Raw genomic sequence first — 16,077 nt, 5'->3', positions numbered from 1 at the left:
TCAGTCCTTGTGGCTCCTTCGGTGAGGTGGGTCGGGATCGCGGTCCGTGAAGGCCCCAGTACATGAAGGACCCCTTCCTGTACTTAGGCGCAAGGAAGGGGGCCTTCATGTACTTCAGACGACAGGGCGCCGGTGACTCGAGAGACACGCCCTGGACGTGTCAGGCCGGGGCGAGGCGCAGGCGGGTGCCGCCGCCGTCGAGGGCCTGGGTGACCGGGTCTTCGGCCCGGCCGTCCGCGATGATCACCGTCTCGACGCCGCCGCGCAAGGCCTCTCGTGCGGCGATCAGCTTCACTCCCATCCCGCCGCCCATCTTCGGGGTGTCGTCGCCGAGCGCGTGTTCGGCGAGCAGGCTGGCGGGGTCGGCCGGATCGGCGAGCAGGCCCGGCGCCGCGGTGAGGAACACCAGGGTCCGCGCCTTCAGTTCCACGGCGACGGCGGCGGCGATCCGGTCGGCGTTGGCGTTGACCGGACGACCGTCTTCGGCGACCGCGGGCGGGGAGACGACCGGCGTCACGCCGTCGTCGAGCAGCAGCCGCAGCAGGCCGCCGTCGACCGAGGTGATCCGGCCACTGTGGTCGTCGCGGACCAGCACGCGGTGGCCGTCGACGATCGCCCGGATCGCGACGCGGCGTTCGGCGCGCAGCAGGTTCGCGTCGAGGCCGGACAGGCCGACCGCGCGGATCCCGGCCCGGCCGAGTTCGGTGAGCACCGCGGGCCGGACTTCACCCAGCAACGCCAGTTGCAGGACCCGCAGGGTCGCGGGGTCGGTATGGCGGGTCCGCACCCCGCTGGCGGAGAGCAGTTCCCGTTGTGGCACACCGAGTTCGCCCGCGAGTTCGTCCACCGACGCCGAGCCGCCGTGGGTCAGCACGATCCGCCGTCCCCGGTGGACCCGCGCCGCCACATCGGCGCATACCCGGCCGGGGTCGACCCCGGCGGCACCACCGATCTTGACCACCAGCAGCTCGTCCGTCATCGAGGCTCCTTCTCGGTTGGGGCTGGCACTAGATCGGGTGCAGCCCGACGAATTCCAGCCCGGTCCGCTCCGGCCAGTCCATCCGGATGTTGAGGCACTGCACGGCATTGCCCGCGCCGCCCTTGACGAGGTTGTCCAGCGCGCCAATCGCGACCAGCCGATCGGAGTCGGGATCGAGGGAGAACCCGACGTCGCAGTAGTTGCTGCCGATCAGGATCTTGGGCTCCGGCAAGCGGTACAGGCCACGGCGCTGCGCGACGATCCGCACGAACGGCTCGTCCTGGTAGGCCGCCCGGTAGGCGCGGCGCAGATCCTGCTCACCGACCCCGGGCTCGGTCGTGCAGTGGCACAGCACCTGCGCGCCGCGCACCGCTTCGACGCCGGTGGCCGCCATCCGGACCCGCAACCCGGTTTCCTGCGCGACCTCGGCTTCGTGCCGGTGGCTGTGCGGGGCGAACACCCGCATCGCCCCGCTGCGCTCGGCGTGCAGATTCGTCGTCGTCGCCGAGGAACCCGAGCCGCTGGACCCGATCTTCGCGTCGATGAGCACGTCCGGCCGGACGATGCCCGCGGCGGCGAGCGGCCCCAGCGCCAGGGTGGCCGCGGTGGCCATGCAGCCGGGCACGCTGATCCGGTCGGCGGTGCGCAACTGGTCCCGGTACCGCTCCGGCAGCCCCGGCGTGAAGTCCGCCGTCAGGTCTGCGGCGGGCTGCGCGTCACCGTAATAGCGCTGGTAGGCCACCGGGTCCCGCAGCCGGAAGTCGGCGGTCAGATCGATCACGCAGGGCGCGTCCGGTCCCAGCGAGGTGACGTACTCGGCCGCTTTGCCGTGCGCCACGGCGATGAACACGACGTCGTGGCTGTCGAGATCGGCAGGGTCGGTGAAGGTGAGCGGGGTGTGCCCGCGCAGGTTGGGGTGCACGCTGTCCACCCGCCTGCCCTGCTGGCTGGCCGAATAGACCTTGGTGACCTCGGCGCGTGGGTGGGGCAGGAGCAGCCGGAGCAGTTCGCCGCCGATATAGCCCGCCGCTCCGATGATGCCGACGTTGATCACCTGACCCCTTTCCGTTCGCCGGACCCGTGACACAGCGCTCGCGCGGCAGCGACGATCGAGTCGGTGCTGACGCCGGTCGCGACCAGCAGTTCCTCTTCGCCGCCGACCATGTCGAAGAACCCGTCCGGGACACCGATCCGGCGCACCGGGCACGGCACGGTCTCGGCGAGCACCTCACAGACCGCGCCGCCCATCCCGCCCGAGGACACGTGATCCTCGACGGTGACGACCGCACCGGTCTCGGTGGCGGCGGCGATGAGCGCCTCGCGGTCGATCGGCTTGACGGTGTGCATGTTCAGAACCCTGGCGCCGATGCCCTCGGCGGCCAGCACCTCGTGTGCCCGCAAGGCCATCACCACCGGGAACGGCCCGGTGGCGACGATGGTGAGATCGTCGCCGTCGCGCAGCCGGGCGGCCTTGCCGAGGACGAACTCGATTGGCTCGTCGTGCACGAGCGGGGTCGCGGCCCGGCCAAGGCGCAGGAAAAGCGGGCCGGGCAGCTCGGCGGTGGCCCACACCGCGGCTTCGGTCTCGACGGCGTCGGCGGGGACCACGACCGTCATGTTCGGCAGGGTCCGCGCGATCGCGATGTCCTCCAGCGCGTGGTGGGTGGGGCCGTAGTGACCGGCGGAGAACCCCGCGTGGGTCACCACCACCCGCACCGGCAGGTTGTTGCCCGCGATGTCGACCTTGAGCTGCTCGCACGCCCGGCAGGCGGCGAACGAGCTGATGGTGTTGGCGTAGGGCCGCAGGCCCATCGACGCCATGCCCGCGCTGACGCCCATCAGATTCGCCTCGGCGATCCCGACGTTGACGTACCGCTCGGGGAACTGGACGCCGAAGCCGGTTTCCAGCCCGCCCATGTCGGAGTCGACGCAGAACACGCGCGGATCCTTCTCGGCGAGTTCGGCCAGTGTGCTGCGGTAGATCTCCCGGGTGCTCACCCGGTAGCGCTCCTGCCGGTCGACGCCGGTTTCGGTCTGCGTGGTGCCTGCCGCGAGGGTCATGACTGCCTCCTTGCCCGCGCCCGCAGCCCGCCCAGCGCGCGGGCGAGCAGCGCCGGGGTCAGCGTGACGTGGTGGCTCTTCTTCTTGTCCTCGAACAGCGGAACGCCCTTGCCCTTGACCGTGGTGGCCAGCACGGCCGTCGGCCGGTCCTGGTGTGACGGCACCTCCGCGAAGGTCCGGCGCAGTTCCTGGATGTCGTGGCCGTCGACCTCCCGCACCGTCCAGCCGAAGCTGCGCCACCGGTCGGCCAGCGGCTCCAGCCCGAGGTCCTCGGTGCGGCCGGTGATCTGCCAGCCGTTGCGGTCCACGATCGCGACGAGGTTGCCGAGACCGGCGGTGGGCGCGAACTGCGCCGCCTCCCACACCGAACCCTCCTGCAACTCCCCGTCACCCATCAGCACGAACGCGCGGGAGGGCAGCCCGGACCGCTTGGCGGCCAGCGCGACACCCGCGCCGAGGGAAAGCCCGTGACCGAGGGAACCGGTCGGGAACTCGACGCCCGGCAGCCTGCGCAACGGGTGCCCGGCGAGCCTGCCACCGCTGACCGCGTAGCCGTCGCATTCGGACTCCGGCAGGAACCCGGCTTCGGTCAGCGCCGCGTACAGCGCCGCGCTCGCGTGGCCCTTGCTCAGGATGAACCGGTCGCGCGCGGCGAACTCCGGGTCGTCCGGCCGGACGTCGAGCACCTCGCCGTAAAGCACGGTGAGGATCTCGACACACGACAGGCTCCCGCCGACATGGGTGCCCGACGGACCGGAACCCATGTGCAGGATCCGCTCCCGGATCCGCAGTGCCCGTGCCATCAGTTCCGCCGGTACGTCGGTGGTTTCGGTGGGCACGCTCATGCTTCGCCCCTCTCCTCGGTGAACTCCGACCACGGCGGGCGGTGCTCGACCGATCTCGCGATCGGGATCAGCGTGTCCAGGTTCTCCCACACCTTGTGCATGGCCTCGGCGCAGCGCAGCAGCACCGGGCCGCTGTTCGGGTTGAGATGCCAGCGTTGCAGTGTCAGGGAATCCTCGATGACCGCGGTGGTGACGGGGTAGTCCTCGGCCCGGTGTGCCACCGGTGCCACGTCGTTCAACTTCCACGGGTAGCCGCCGAATCCGGCCCGCTCGCGGAACGCCTCCTGCCAAGGCAGCGGCACCAGCTGATACTGCTGCAAGGGCACTCCTTCCGCGCGCAGTGCCCGGTGCAGGATCGTGCGCAGCGCCCCCGGCGCGACCTCGGGACAGCCCATCGCCACCGGGTCGAACCGCATCCGCAGGATGTGCCAGGCGTGGGTGCGGTCCTCGGGCACGGCAGGCAGCAGCAGACCGGGCAGGCCCGCCAGGCTGTCGAACATCGCCCGCACGTTGACCTGGCGCGCCGCGTCGTATTCGGCGAGCCTGTCGAGCTGGCAGCGGGCGAAGGCCGCCTGGACGGCGCTGAGTTTGGCGTTGCCGGCCAGCACCCGCGAGACGTAGTCGCGTTCACGGCGGGTCAGGTCCTCGCCGAACTGGCGGTGCAGCACGACCTTGCGGTGCAGTTCCGGGTCGGCGGTGGTGATCAGCCCGCCCTCGCCGCAGGTCGGCAGGTTCTTCACCACGTTGAGACTGAACGTGGCGATGTCGCCGAGTGTCCCGGTGCGCTGCCCGCGATAGCTCGCCCCGTGCGACTGGGCGGCGTCCTCGATCAGCAGCAGGCCGTGCTGATCGGCCAGTTCCCGGAACGCGGTCATGTCCGCGGGCAGGCCGTGCAGGTGCACCACCAGGATCGCGCGGGTGCGCGGGGTGATGAGTTCCTTGGCGGCGGCGGGAGACATCGCGAAGGTGACCGGGTCGATGTCGACGAACACCGGGACCAGCATCCGCTGCACGGCCCCGACCGCGCTGGCCACGAAACTCAGTGCCGGCACCAGGATCTCCGCCCCCGGTTCGATACCGGCCGCGGCCAGTGCCAGTTCGATCGCCGCGGTGCCGTTGGACACCGCGGCGCAGTACGGCGCGCCGACGAACTCGGCCCACTCACGCTCCAGCGCGGCGACCTCGCCGCCGCCGGTGCTGTTGGAGGTGAAAGAACCGCTGTCGAAGACCCGCCGGGCGGACTCGTGCTCGGCTTCGGTGACGATCGGCCACCGGATCTGCTCGGCGGGCACACTGCCCCGGTCGATTGTCCGGCTGCCGCCGAACATGGCCAGCTTGGCCATCAGTGGTCCCTTCGGTCAGGTCTGGCTGGGGATTCGGCCGAGGTGGCTGGTCGACAGCGCCGCGAGCCCGGTGGCGAGCCGGTCGACCGCGTCGGTGAGGATCTCCGCGGCGAGCAGGTACTCGGACAGGACGATGTGCTCGTCGGGGGTGTGGTCCTGATGCGGGTCGCCCGGCCCGTAGGTGGCGATGGGCACCTGCCAGGCGGGGCCGATCACGTTCATGTCGGAGGTGCCGAGCTTGACCTTGAACTCGACGTCGCCGGTGCGGTCCCGGATGGAGCGGGCCAGCGCCTTGGCCACCGGGTCGGCGCGCGAGGTCCGTACCGCCGGAGTGTCCTCCAGGAGGGTGATCTCGGTGCCCGCGTCGATGGTCCGGGCGAGTTCGGCGACGTCGGAGAGGAACGCGGTGGAATCGAAGCCCATCGGCGTCCGGCAGGAGACGACCAGTTCGGCGTCGATCAGCGTGCCGGACATCCGCACCAGCGTGGGGGAGAGCTGCTCGAAGACCGGGCCGTCCTGCGCGCCGGTACCGGTGAAGTCCAGCAGCGACTGCCAGAACCGCGCGGCCACCTCGGACGCGGTGGGCTCCGGGCTGCTGGTGTGCGCCTGCGGCCGCCGTACCGAACAGGCGAAGCGCAGCACACCCTTGTATCCGACGACGACCGTCCCGGCCCCGCTGGGCTCCCCGATCACCACGGCGTCCGCGTGGTGCGTCGCGACGATCTCGTGCGCGCCGACGGAGTCGCGTTCCTCGTCGACCACGCCGACGACCATGATCCGCACGCCGTCGGGCCGGTTGGCGCGCGACGCGGCGACGATCATCGCGGCCAGCGGGCCTTTCGCGTCGACCGCGCCTCTGCCGTAGAGCCGGTCGCCGTCGATCCGGAGCGGCGGCCCGCCGGGCACGGTGTCCATGTGCCCGAGCAGCATGATCGTCGGGGCGTCGGCGTCACCGAGTGCGCCGATCACGTTGCCGACCTCGTCGCGATGGGTGTCGAAGCCCAGACCGGCCAGCTGTGCGGCGAGGAACAGGCCGAGGTCGTCCTCACTGCCGGAGACCGACGCTATGCCCACCATCCTGTGCAGCAGCTCGACGGCCTCGGCGTCGGTGACGGCCGCGGCAAGGGCCCTCTCTCGCATCAGCTCTGCCCTTCGGCGGTCATGCTCCGGCTGTCGTCCCGGCGCCCCGGTGCCACCCCGGCCGGGCTGGTTCCCTTGGGGCGAATCCATTCCCAGTTTGTGGCTCAGCGGCCCGAAGGACAGTCGGGGACATCCCCGACAGGGCGGTCCGGCCGGTGGTGGGTGACGGCAATGCCGCCCGGTCGAGCTTTCCACTGGGCAGCAACGGAAGCCGGTCGAGGACGAGGTACACCGACGGCACCATGTGCGCGGGCAGCAGGGCGGTGAGATAAGCGCGGAGCTCGGCGGCGGTAGGGCGCTTCTCCCCGCGAGGGGTCACGTACGCGGCGAGTTTGGGCTCGCCGAGATCTTCGTCGAAGGCGATGACGACCGGCTCGTTGACCGAAGCGTGCGTCGACAGCTCCGCCTCGATCTCACCGGGTTCGATCCGGAAACCGCGGATCTTGATCTGCTTGTCGAGCCTGCCGAGGAATTCGACGTCACCGTTGGCCCGGAACCGCGCGTGGTCCCCGGTCGCGTAGACCCGGCTGCCGGGCTCGGTGCTGAACGGGTCGGGCAGGAACCGTTGCGCGGTCAGCCGCGGCCGCCGCCAGTAGCCGCGACCCGGTCCCGCGCCCCCGATGAACAACTCGCCGGGCACGCCGATCGGTGTCGGCCTGCCGTGCCGGTCGAGGATGTACACCCGCTGGTTGGGATAGGGCCTGCCCCACGGGACACCGCCGGGGTACGAGCGGTGGGTGACGCGGTAGGCGAGGCTGCAGTAGGACGACTCGGTCATCCCTGCCAGGTTCAGCAGGCGCACGCCGGGGATCAGTTCGAACAACCTGCCGGGCAGCGCCGGCGGCATCCGGTCACCGCCGAGACCGACCACGCGCAGCCGGACACCGGGCATACCGCCGCGCGTATGGGTGACGAGGGCGTCGAGCAGGGCGGGCGCGGAGCTCCACGCGGTGACCTGCTGGCCGACCAGCAGATCCAGCAGTCGTCCCGGATCGATCGTCTCGGCGTCGCTGGGCACGATCACCGCCGCACCCGCCGCGAGCGTGCCGAACACCTCGTAGACCGACATGTCGTAACTCAGCGAGGAGATCGCCAGCATCCGGTCGGCGGGCGTGAGTTCGTAGACCTCGTTCACCCCGTGCAGGGTGTTGACCACTTTGGCGTGCTCGTTGGCCGAACCCTTGGGCGGCCCGCTGGTGCCGGAGGTGTGGATCACGTACGCCAGCCCGGTTCCCTCGGCGCCGGCCGCGAGCCGCTCGGCGGGCGATGCCGCGATGGTCGCCCACTCGGTGTCCAGCCGGACGAACCGGATATCCGCGTCGAGCTGTTCGGCCACGGTGACCGAGGAATGGGTCAGCACCACGGTGGCTTCGGCGTCTCGTGCCATGTAGTTCAGCCTGGCGGGCGGATAGCCGGGATCGAGTGGCACGTAGGCCGCGCCTGCCTTGAGCACACCGAGGGTCGCGATGATCATCAGCTCGGAACGCGGCAGGCAGATCCCGACAAGCTGTTCGGCGCCGACGCCGTTGGCGCGCAGGAAATGCGCGAGCCGGTTGGCGCGCTCGTCGAGTTCCCGGTAGGTGAGGGTGCGTTCCCCGCAGACGACGGCGACGGCGCCGGGGGCCTGGTCGACGGACCGTTCGAACAGGCCGTGCAGGGTGCGCGGGCCCAGCTCGGCGACCGGGGTGCCATGCCCGCTCAACTCGGCGATCAGGCGGGTGCTCTCGGCCTCGGTGATCAGCGGCAGCAGCGAAACCGCCTCGTCGGGATGTGCCGTGCCGCGCTCGAGGACCATGGCGAACGCGCCGGCCATCCGGCTCGCGGTGTCCCGGTCGAACAGGTCGGTGCTGAACTTCCACTGGCCTTCGAGGCCGCCGTCGGCGGGGGCCAGCTCGAGGGCGACTTCGAAGTTCGTCGTCACGGCGCGCGCGGGCAGCTCCTCGATCACCAGGTCGTCGAGTCGCAGCCGGGCGGGCGGGGTGTCGCGCAGCGTCAGCGTCACCGACACCGGCGGGACCACCCCGGTATCGCCCGCCATCGGTTCGGACGGCGTCGGTTCGAACGGCACCGCCTGATGTGCCGCCGCCGCTTCGCACTCGATGCCGGCGGCGTCGATCAGCGAGCCGAACGTGGGGTCGGCGCGCAGGTCCAGGCGCAGTGCCACGGTGGTGGCGAACAAGCCGACCAAGGACGTGGTCTGCGGCGCGGAGCGGCCGGTCGCGGTCGAGCCGACGAGTACCTCGGGCTGCCCGCTCCACCGCCACAGCACCACGCCGAACGCGGCGAGCAGCACCGCGAACGGGGTGGTGCCCGCTTCGGCGGCCCGCTGTTCGACGGCCGCGGTGACCTCGGGGGTCAGCCGGAAGCCGACCGTGTCGGCGCGCGCGGTCCGCACCGCGGAACGGGACCGGTCGGCGGGCAGCACCAGCGCGGTCGCGCCGGCCAGATGGGTCCGCCAGTACCGCCGGTGGTGGTCGAGTTCGCCGTGGCCGAGCCGTTCCCGTTGCCACACCGCGACATCGCCGTACTGGACCGGCGGCTGCGGTAGCCGGGAGGTCGTGCCGTGGCGGCCGGACTCGTACAGGGCGGCCAGTTCGGCCAGCAGCACGCCGATCGACCGGCTGTCGCAGGCGACCGGGTGGATGTTGAGCAGCAGCACGTGTTCGCGGTCGCCGGCGCGCAGCAAACCGGCGCGCAGCAACGGATCCGTGGCGAGGTCGAAGGGGGTGCCCGCCTCGCGCGCCCACGACTCGTCGATCGCGCGCTCGGGATCGGGGGCGCGGGTGATGTCGCGCACCGGGAGCGGCACCGGCGCCGGCGGGCGCACCACCTGCCATGGCGTGCCGCCGGACTCGACCAGGTTCGTCCGGAGCACCTCGTGCCTGCGCACGATCTCGTCGAGGCAGCGGCCCAGCGTGGGGATGTCGAGCTTGCCGGTGAACCGGACCGCGGCGAGGATGCCCGGTGGCGTCGTCGCGGGATCGGCCCGGTCGAGGAACCACAGCCGTTCCTGGGGCAGTGAACAGACCAGTCTGCCTTCGCTGCGGTCGGCTCGGGCGATCACCCCGTTTCCCGGCATGCCGGTCACTCCTCCCCGTGGACGTGCAGGCCCGCTGTGAGCGTCACGGCGCCGGGAGGCGGAGACAAGTCGGGCACTGTCCTGACTTAGCGGCTCCGCCGATGGCGGCTTGGATGGGCGTATGAACGAGCGACCTCGGGTGATCGCGCTGTGGGCCGCGCCGCGGTCCCGGTCCACGGCCTTCTTCCGTTCGATGATCCAATTGGGCGGGCTCGTCACGCTGCACGAGCCGTTCTGCAACATCGCCGACTACGGCCGGACCGACGTGCTCGGCGACGAGGTCACCTCGCACCGTGACCTGATCGCCCGGATCCGGGACATCTCGGCCACCCGGACGGTGTTCTTCAAGGACACCACCGACATCCGGTACGACGAGGTCCTCGCGGACGAGGAGTTCCTGGCCGGCGTCCAGCACACCTTCCTGATCCGCGCCCCGGCGGAGGTCGCGGCCTCCTTCTACGCCGTCAAGCCGGACATGGTGTGCTCCGATCTCGGTTTGGAGCGGCTTTACGAACTCCACCAGGCAGTGCTGGCCGCCGGTGGCCGCGCGCCGGTGGTGCTCGATTCCGCCGACCTGGTGAGCGCGCCCGAGGCGATGCTGCGCGGCTACTGCGAGCGGGCCGGTCTCCCGTTCCGCGCCGAAGCCACGACCTGGGCGCCGGGATCGCGGCCGGAGTGGGCGCTGTCGGGCCGCTGGCACACCGCGGTGAGCGAGAGCTCCGGCTTCGTCGACAAGACCACGGTGTACGCCGACACCGTGGAGAACAACGCCGAACTCAAGGCGTTCAGCGACCACCACGAGCCGTTCTATCACCTGCTGCGAGACACCCGCCTCGTCCCCGCGGCGTAGCGCGGCTGCGGTCAGGCAAGTACATGATGGCCCCCTTCCTTGCGCTAGGCGCAAGGAAGGGGGCCATCATGTACTTGAGGATACGGTCAAACTAGACGCAAGTGGACATTTCTCCTCGGTCAGTGTCCTCTGTGGACGGTTAGCGAGGCTGAGAAGCCACCCCAAGGCTGGGTTTCGTTCCTCGGACGGCGATCTCGCGAGAGCGGGCGGAGAACACGTGTGTGCGGGCGGGCTATCGGCGGGCGAGCGCGGCCGCGAGTTCGGCGCGGAGGGCGGTGGCGGTGCCGTACCACTGGCCGTCGACGAGCGCGCGCCGGTAGAAAAGCTGCGCGTCGCAGCGGTCGGTCATGCCGAACGCGCCGTGCAGGTGGACAGCCTCCTCCGCACTGCGCCGGACGACTTCGCCCGCCAGCAACGCGATCCGCGCGCCGGCCCGGGCGTCCGCGCCTTGTTCGGCGGCCGTGTCGGCCAGCGCCCGTACCGCTTCGGCTTCGGCGGCCAGCCCGGCGAGCCGGTGCGCGAGCACCGTCGACTTGGCCAGCGGCGCGCCGAAGGCGTTCCTCGACCGCAGGTACGCGCCGGTGAGCCGGACCGCCGCCCTGGCCGCGCCGATCAGGTAGGCCCCGTGCCTGACCCTGGCTCTGGCGAGCACACCCGGGTAGTCGACGTCGAAGACGCCGTCGGTGACCACGGCCGACTCCAGCGTCACCGCGTACAGGTCGCCGGCCGCCACGTCGTCCTGACGGCGCGCCCGGACCCCTGGCTGGTCGACCGCGACCAGCCCGGCGAGCACCCGGCCGTTCGCCGTACCTAGTACCAGCAGATCGTCGACCTCGGCGGCGAACCCGACGAACTTCCGGACCGCGGTGACGGTCGTGCCGTCGGGGGAGACCTGCCACGGCGCCGGGCTCGCCGGATGATCGGTGCCGTGGGCCCGCGGCGCGAGCGCGACGGTCCGGCCGTGCTCGGTGATCCCGTCCCGCAGCACGGTTTTCCCGCTGACGCCGAGCAGATCGGCGGCGGTGACCGTGTCGGGGAACGGGCTCTGGTACAGCGCCGCGCCCATCAGGTCGGCCACGTCCAGCAGCCGGGCGAAGGTTTCGGGCTCGGCCGGGGCCCGCAGCCCGGACAGGGCGCCGAGCCCGGTCAGCGCCGACCACACCTGCTGCCGGGTTTCGGTGTCGACAGGGTCGGGCGCGGCGTCGGCCCCCGCGCCTCGCGCGCGTTGCCCGAGCCGTCGCAGCAACGGCGTGGTCTCGTCGTCGAACAGGGCGGTGAGATCAGCCGTCATGGTCATCAGAGAAGTCCCAGTCCACTCGCCGCGATCAGGTAGAGCATCACCTCGGAGGTGCCGGAGGCGAGCCGGTGGCTGGGGCCGGTGCGGTAGGCGGCCTCCAGCACTCCGTCTTCGGGGGCGTCCTCGTCCCATCCGGACAGGGCCGCGTCGAGCCCGTCGACTTCGGCGGCGGCGCGCAGGATCGGCCGGACCTGCTCCGAGGCGTACCACTTGGCCATCGCGGAACCGACCGGGTCCGGCTCACCCCGCGTGAGGTTGCGGACCTGCCGCCAGGCCAGTGCCTCCGCCGCCGACAGCCGGGCGTCGAGCTCGGCAAGAGGGTGGGCGTAGGCCGGATCATCGAGCTTCCCGCTCTGCGCGGCACGCCGGATGACCGTGTCGAACAGGCTACGGGCCTTGGCGTGGAAGTCGATGCCGGTGCGTTCGAGCAGCAGCAGGTCGTTCATCAGGGTCCAGCCGTCGTGTGGCGCGCCGACGACGGCGTCCTCGGTCAGCAGCAGGCCGTCGATCACCACCTGGGTGAACCGGTCGTTGCCCAGCGACGGCACGGTCTCGACATGCACGCCCGCGGAGGTCAGCGGCACGAGGAACAGGGTGATCCCGTCCATGCCGACACCGCTGTCCCGGGTGCGCGCGGCACACAGCGCCATGTCGGCGAACTGCGACTTCTGGTTGTAGATCTTCGAACCGCGCAGCCGCCAGCCACCGCCCTCCGGACTCGCGGAGGTGCGCAGCGCGCTGAGGTCGGACCCGCACTCGGCCTCGGTGAACAGCACCGTGGCCGCCCGCTCGCCACTGGCCAGCGAGGGCAGATGCGTCTGCTTCTGCGCCGCCGAACCGCTGTGCAGCAGGAACGTGCCGACGATGCCGATGCTGAGGGTGTGCAGGTCGTCGGGCACACCGGCCAGCAGCATCTCCTCGGTCAGCGCGGCCGCCTCGGCGGGCCCGAGGCCGAGGCCGCCGAACTCCACCGGCCAGTGCGGCGCGAGCCAGCCTCGTTCGCCGAGCCAGCGGTAGACCTCGATCCGCCCGGTCTCCTCCGATGGCGGCAGCCGTCGCATCCGCTCGACCTCCCGCCGCACCCGCTTTTCGGCGAAGAACTCACGGAGCCGTCCGCGGAACTCCGCGTCGGTCAGAACGCCGCCGCTCATCGGGTCGGCCCGCCGTCCGGATCGACCTCGTCGAGCAGCGCGGCCAGTTCGTCCGCCGACACGTTTTCCAACTCCCGTTTCTCGACGAGCTCGGCCAGTTCGCCGAGGGTGGCGTACTGGAACAGCTCCCGAAGCTCCAGCCGGACGCCGAAGGTCTCGTGAACGCGGGTGGCGACCTGGGTGATCTTGAGGGAACTGCCGCCGATGGCGAAAAACCCGTCGCCCAGGGAGATTTTCTCGACGCCGAGGATCTCCTGCCAGATCGCGGCCACCGCGAGCTGCGTGGCCGTGCTCGGCGGCTCGGCGGCCACGACCACGGCGCCGGGGGTGAGACCCGGCAACCGCGAGCGGTCGAGCTTGCCGCTGGCGGCGCGAGGCAGTTCCGCCATGGTCACGAACTGGGTGGGCACGAGGTACACGGGCAGGGCGCCGCGCAGTTCGGTACCCAGCCGCGCGGAATCCACATCGGCACCCGCGACATAGGCCACCAGCTGGGCCGAGCCACCCGACCCGGAGACCACGACGGCCGCGTCGTCGACCCCGTCGAGCGCCAGCAGGGCGTGCTCGATCTCCGTCGGCTCGATCCGCAGGCCGCGGATCTTGACCTGGTTGTCGATGCGCCCGATGAACTCCAGGTTCCCGTCCGCGCGGCGGCGGACCAGGTCCCCGGTCCGGTACAGCCGCGCTCCGGTGCCGCCGAACGGGTCCGGCACGAACTTCTCCGCGGTGGGTCCCGGCGCGTTCATGTAGCCCCTGGCCACTCCGACGCCGCCGATGAGCAGCTCGCCGGGCACGCCGGACGGGACCGGCTGGCCGAACCGGTCGACGACGTAGGCCTGGTAGTTCGCCATCGGCACGCCGATCGGCGGCATCGCGTCGTGATGCTCGTGCGGGCACCGGAAGTCCACGCAGGCGACCGTCGCCTCGGTGGGCCCGTAGCCGTTGTGGAACTGCCTGCCCTCGGTGTTCCACGCGTTGACCAGCTCGCCGGGGAAGGCTTCCAAACCGACGAACAACGCACGCAGGTCCGGCAGGTCGCCGGGGGAGAGCAGGCGCAGCACGGCGGGTGGCAGGTCGGTGACGGTGACCCGCTCCGACCGCATCAATCCGGTCAGCCGCCCGGGATCCAGCAGATCCGACCGCGGGGCCTGGACGAGCGTGGCCCCGCTGCACAGCGCGCCGAAGAAGTCGAACAGGCTGACGTCGAACGCCGGGTTGGCGAACTGCAGGACGCGGTCGCCTTCCCGGAGTCCGAACAGTTCGATCACCGCGGGCGCGAAATTCGCGATGGACCGGTGCGAGACCTGCACGCCCTTGGGCCGTCCGGTCGAGCCGGACGTGAAGATCACGTAGGCCAGATTGTCCGGTGAGACCTCGACCGACGGCCGGGTGGCGGGCAGGCCGGCGAGCGACGGATCGTCGACGCGGACCGTGCGGACGCCGGGAGGGACGGTTCCGGCCAGCGCCTCGGTCGTCACGACGATTCCGGCGCGCGCTTCGGTGAGCAGCAGTTCCCGGCGCGCGGGCGGATGGTCGGGGTCGAGCGGCAGGTAAGCCCCGCCCGCCTTGTGGATGCCGGCGAACGCGATGGGCAGGCCGGGTCCGCGTTCGAGCAGCACCCCGACGACCGTCTCCGGCCCTACTCCGGTCTCGATCAGCCGCGCGGCGAGCCTGTTGGCCGCTTCGTCGAGTTCGCGATAGCTCAGCGAGGCGCCTTCGAACCGGCTGGCCACCGCGTCCGGCACCCGGTCCACTGTGGACTCGAAGAGCTGGTGCAGGCAGAGCTCCGAAGTGCCGTAGTCACGTTCGGTCCGGTTGTCGTCGACGACGATGGTCTGGTACTCCGCTTCGCTGAGCAGCGGAAGCCCGCCCAGCCGCAGGCCCGGATCGTCGAGGAACAGCTCCAGCGCTCGCCGGTAGTGGTCGAACAACCCCCGGATGCGCGCGACGTCGAACAGTTCCGTGGAGTACTCCGCCCACAGCCGCAGGCCCCGCCCGGGGACCTGGGTGAGCTGGACGGCGAGGTCGAACCGCGCGGTGCCGACCTGGAAGGGGTAGACCTCGGCCTCGAGCCCGCCGACGGTCGCCGACTCCACACCCGCGTGCTGCAGGGTGAACGAAACCTGGAACAGCGGGTTGCGCCCGGGGTCGCGGTCGGGGCCGAGTTCGTCGACCAGTTTGCCGAAGGGCAGGTCCTGGTTGAGGTGCGCCTTGATGACGGTGTCGCTGGTGCGGGCCAGCAGCTCACGGAACGTCGGGTTGCCCGCGGTCGAGACCCGGAGCACGACGGTGTTCGCGAAGAAGCCGATCAGCGGGTCGATCTCGGGCCGGGTACGGCCGGAGAAGATCGAGCCGACGACCACGTCGGACTGACCGCTGTAGCGCGACATGATCGCGGTGAACGTGGCCAGCGCGACGGTCAGTTCGGTGACCCGTTCGGTTCTGGCCACCTCGGTGAGCCGTCCGGCCAGCGACTCCGGCAGCAGCACCTCCTCGGTCGCGCCCGCCTGGGAACGCTCGGCCGGCCGGGGCCGGTCGGTGGGCAGGTCGAGCGTGGGCAGGTCTCGGAGCTGCTCACGCCAATACTCGAGTTGAGCCTTCGGCGCCTCGCCTGCCAGCCAGCCGCGTTGCCACACGGCGTAGTCGGCGAACTGGACCGGGAGCGGCGGCGGGGCCGCGGCGCCGGTGGTGGCTCGCTGATAGGCGGTGACCAGCTCGCGCAGGACGATGGCGGTCGACCAGCCGTCCGTGGCGATGTGGTGCATGGCGAGCACCAGTACGTACTCGGCCGGTCCGAGCTTGGCCAGCGCGGGCCGGAAGACCGGTCCGGTGCCGAGGTCGAACGGTTCGCGAACCAGTCGTTCGACGGTGCCGGCGGCCGCGGCTTCCGGATCCGGTTCGCCGGAGAAGTCGTGCACCGGCAACGCCAGTAGATCCGGCGCCGGGTCGACTTCCTGATACGCCACACCGTTCTCGCTGGGGTACCGGGTGCGCAGCACCTCGTGCCGGAGGACGACGTCGGTCAGGGCGCGCCGCAGCGCGTCGACATCGAGGTCCGCGCGCAGGCGCAGGACCAGCGGGGAGTTGTAGACCGGGCGGCCTTGCGCCCACCGGTCGAGAAACCACAGCCGCTGCTGGGCGAACGACAACGGCAGCTTCCGGTCCCGCGAGGCGGGCATGATTCGGCCGGTCCCGGACTGGCCGAGGGCCTGCTGTCGTTCCCGCAGCGCCAGTACCGCTTTGCGCGCTTCGGCGAGGCCTGCGTGCGGACTGGCGTCGGGTCGTGCTGGCGGATTCGGCATGGACATGGTGATGGGGCTCCTCGGTGCCGG

11 protein-coding genes are annotated in these 16,077 nt (G+C 71.2%); 1 reads left to right on the top strand and 10 read right to left on the bottom strand.

The features are described 5' to 3' along the window. Positions 1–160: 160 nt before the first annotated feature. Genes BS329_RS36290 through BS329_RS36260 form a run of 7 tightly spaced genes read right to left on the bottom strand, consistent with a single transcriptional unit; the run spans position 161 to position 9,447 of the window. Positions 161–979, bottom strand: a complete 819-nt coding sequence (locus tag BS329_RS36290; protein ID WP_076167417.1) for a [LysW]-aminoadipate kinase — start codon at positions 977–979, stop codon at positions 161–163. 28 nt (positions 980–1,007) lie between these two features. Continuing rightward, on the bottom strand, positions 1,008–2,033 hold the full coding sequence (gene argC, locus BS329_RS36285; protein WP_076167415.1) for an N-acetyl-gamma-glutamyl-phosphate reductase: 1,026 nt from the start codon (positions 2,031–2,033) through the stop codon (positions 1,008–1,010). Then, positions 2,030–3,040 carry a transketolase family protein gene (locus BS329_RS36280; RefSeq protein WP_084750635.1) on the bottom strand — a complete coding sequence of 337 codons (1,011 nt, stop codon included), beginning with the start codon at positions 3,038–3,040 and terminating at the stop codon, positions 2,030–2,032. The genes argC and BS329_RS36280 overlap by 4 nt, the downstream gene beginning before the upstream one ends. Further along, positions 3,037–3,885 carry a transketolase gene (locus tag BS329_RS36275; RefSeq protein ID WP_076167414.1) on the bottom strand — a complete coding sequence of 283 codons (849 nt, stop codon included), beginning with the start codon at positions 3,883–3,885 and terminating at the stop codon, positions 3,037–3,039. The genes BS329_RS36280 and BS329_RS36275 overlap by 4 nt, the downstream gene beginning before the upstream one ends. Then, positions 3,882–5,228, bottom strand: coding sequence for a DegT/DnrJ/EryC1/StrS family aminotransferase (locus BS329_RS36270; protein WP_076167412.1), 1,347 nt, complete (start codon positions 5,226–5,228; stop codon positions 3,882–3,884). Before BS329_RS36270 ends, BS329_RS36275 begins: the two co-directional genes overlap by 4 nt. A 15-nt stretch (positions 5,229–5,243) precedes the next feature. Next, a complete protein-coding gene (locus BS329_RS36265) occupies positions 5,244–6,368 on the bottom strand; it encodes a M20/M25/M40 family metallo-hydrolase (protein WP_076167411.1) in 1,125 nt (374 codons plus the stop codon). Positions 6,369–6,387: 19 nt separating this feature from the next. Next, positions 6,388–9,447: a non-ribosomal peptide synthetase gene (locus BS329_RS36260; RefSeq protein WP_076167409.1), complete on the bottom strand. Its 3,060-nt coding sequence runs from the start codon at positions 9,445–9,447 to the stop codon at positions 6,388–6,390. Between the two features lie 121 nt (positions 9,448–9,568). Between BS329_RS36260 and BS329_RS36255 the strand changes: the two genes are divergently transcribed. Continuing rightward, complete coding sequence (locus BS329_RS36255) at positions 9,569–10,297, top strand: sulfotransferase-like domain-containing protein (RefSeq protein ID WP_076167407.1); 729 nt, start codon at positions 9,569–9,571, stop codon at positions 10,295–10,297. A 232-nt stretch (positions 10,298–10,529) separates the two neighbouring features. Here the strand turns inward: BS329_RS36255 and BS329_RS36250 are convergent, their stop codons facing one another. From BS329_RS36250 to BS329_RS36240, 3 genes are read right to left on the bottom strand one after another with little or no spacing between them, the layout of a single operon-like run. Continuing rightward, positions 10,530–11,588: an acyl-CoA dehydrogenase family protein gene (locus BS329_RS36250; RefSeq protein WP_158075863.1), complete on the bottom strand. Its 1,059-nt coding sequence runs from the start codon at positions 11,586–11,588 to the stop codon at positions 10,530–10,532. Between the two features lie 5 nt (positions 11,589–11,593). Further along, positions 11,594–12,745, bottom strand: a complete 1,152-nt coding sequence (locus tag BS329_RS36245) for an acyl-CoA dehydrogenase family protein (RefSeq protein WP_076167404.1) — start codon at positions 12,743–12,745, stop codon at positions 11,594–11,596. Then, positions 12,742–16,053 (bottom strand): non-ribosomal peptide synthetase, encoded by a 3,312-nt coding sequence (locus BS329_RS36240; RefSeq protein WP_076167403.1) that lies wholly within the window; start codon positions 16,051–16,053, stop codon positions 12,742–12,744. Before BS329_RS36240 ends, BS329_RS36245 begins: the two co-directional genes overlap by 4 nt. Positions 16,054–16,077 lie beyond the last annotated feature (24 nt).

Origin of the sequence: Amycolatopsis coloradensis, assembly GCF_001953865.1 — a bacterium.
GTDB classification, from domain to species: Bacteria; Actinomycetota; Actinomycetes; order Mycobacteriales; family Pseudonocardiaceae; genus Amycolatopsis; species Amycolatopsis coloradensis.
The sequence above is the reverse complement of the archived record's forward strand: the minus strand, read 5'-3'. Positions and strand labels throughout refer to the sequence as shown.

Bases quoted from the DNA above. Each gene is read 5' to 3' on its own strand.
- BS329_RS36290 (WP_076167417.1), bottom strand. From the start codon at position 979: ATGACGGACGAGCTGCTGGTGGTCAAGATCGGTGGTGCCGCCGGGGTC.
- BS329_RS36280 (WP_084750635.1), bottom strand. From the start codon at position 3,040: ATGACCCTCGCGGCAGGCACCACGCAGACCGAAACCGGCGTCGACCGG.
- BS329_RS36275 (WP_076167414.1), bottom strand. From the start codon at position 3,885: ATGAGCGTGCCCACCGAAACCACCGACGTACCGGCGGAACTGATGGCA.
- BS329_RS36270 (WP_076167412.1), bottom strand. From the start codon at position 5,228: ATGGCCAAGCTGGCCATGTTCGGCGGCAGCCGGACAATCGACCGGGGC.
- BS329_RS36265 (WP_076167411.1), bottom strand. From the start codon at position 6,368: ATGCGAGAGAGGGCCCTTGCCGCGGCCGTCACCGACGCCGAGGCCGTC.
- BS329_RS36260 (WP_076167409.1), bottom strand. From the start codon at position 9,447: ATGCCGGGAAACGGGGTGATCGCCCGAGCCGACCGCAGCGAAGGCAGA.
- BS329_RS36255 (WP_076167407.1), top strand. From the start codon at position 9,569: ATGAACGAGCGACCTCGGGTGATCGCGCTGTGGGCCGCGCCGCGGTCC.
- BS329_RS36250 (WP_158075863.1), bottom strand. From the start codon at position 11,588: ATGACGGCTGATCTCACCGCCCTGTTCGACGACGAGACCACGCCGTTG.
- BS329_RS36245 (WP_076167404.1), bottom strand. From the start codon at position 12,745: ATGAGCGGCGGCGTTCTGACCGACGCGGAGTTCCGCGGACGGCTCCGT.
- BS329_RS36240 (WP_076167403.1), bottom strand. From the start codon at position 16,053: ATGTCCATGCCGAATCCGCCAGCACGACCCGACGCCAGTCCGCACGCA.